1 rRNA gene is annotated in these 1358 nt (G+C 52.0%); it reads right to left on the bottom strand.

Annotation, left to right across the window (positions count from 1 at the left end):
- Positions 1 to 25 precede the first annotated feature (25 nt).
- Positions 26 to 1358 (bottom strand): 23S ribosomal RNA (locus OGY10_RS14890); the annotation flags it as partial.

Genomic DNA, 1358 nt, shown 5'->3' with positions numbered 1-1358 from the left:
TTCGCCAAAACATCTTCGGCGTTGTAAGGTTAAGCCTCACGGTTCATTAGTATCGGTTAGCTCAATGTATCGCTACACTTACACACCCGACCTATCAACGTCATCGTCTTTAACGTTCCTTCAGGACTCTCAAGGAGTCAGGGAGAACTCATCTCGGGGCAAGTTTCGTGCTTAGATGCTTTCAGCACTTATCTCTTCCGCATTTAGCTACCGGGCAATGCCATTGGCATGACAACCCGAACACCAGTGATGCGTCCACTCCGGTCCTCTCGTACTAGGAGCAGCCCCCCTCAATTCTCCAGCGCCCACGGCAGATAGGGACCGAACTGTCTCACGACGTTCTAAACCCAGCTCGCGTACCACTTTAAATGGCGAACAGCCATACCCTTGGGACCTACTTCAGCCCCAGGATGTGATGAGCCGACATCGAGGTGCCAAACACCGCCGTCGATATGAACTCTTGGGCGGTATCAGCCTGTTATCCCCGGAGTACCTTTTATCCGTTGAGCGATGGCCCTTCCATTCAGAACCACCGGATCACTAAGACCTGCTTTCGCACCTGCTCGAGCCGTCACTCTCGCAGTCAAGCTAGCTTATGCCTTTGCACTAACCTCCTGATGTCCGACCAGGATTAGCTAACCTTCGTGCTCCTCCGTTACTCTTTAGGAGGAGACCGCCCCAGTCAAACTACCCACCAGACACTGTCCGCAACCCGGATTACGGGTCTACGTTAGAACACCAGCCATTAAAGGGTGGTATTTCAAGGATGGCTCCATGCAGACTGGCGTCCACACTTCAAAGCCTCCCACCTATCCTACACATCAAGGACCAGTGTTCAGTGTCAAGCTATAGTAAAGGTTCACGGGGTCTTTCCGTCTTGCCGCGGGTACACTGCATCTTCACAGCGAGTTCAATTTCACTGAGTCTCGGGTGGAGACAGCCTGGCCATCATTACGCCATTCGTGCAGGTCGGAACTTACCCGACAAGGAATTTCGCTACCTTAGGACCGTTATAGTTACGGCCGCCGTTTACCGGGGCTTCGATCAAGAGCTTCTCCTTACGGATAACCCCATCAATTAACCTTCCGGCACCGGGCAGGCGTCACACCGTATACGTCCACTTTCGTGTTTGCACAGTGCTGTGTTTTTAATAAACAGTTGCAGCCAGCTGGTATCTTCGACTGATTTCAGCTCCATGAGTAAATCACTTCACCTACATATCAGCGTGCCTTCTCCCGAAGTTACGGCACCATTTTGCCTAGTTCCTTCACCCGAGTTCTCTCAAGCGCCTTGGTATTCTCTACCTGACCACCTGTGTCGGTTTGGGGTACGATTTCGTGTTACCTGATGCTTAGAGG

This window comes from Citrobacter sp. Cpo148, from assembly GCF_030332375.1.
GTDB lineage: Bacteria > Pseudomonadota > Gammaproteobacteria > Enterobacterales > Enterobacteriaceae > Citrobacter > Citrobacter portucalensis.
The sequence above is the reverse complement of the archived record's forward strand: the minus strand, read 5'-3'. Positions and strand labels throughout refer to the sequence as shown.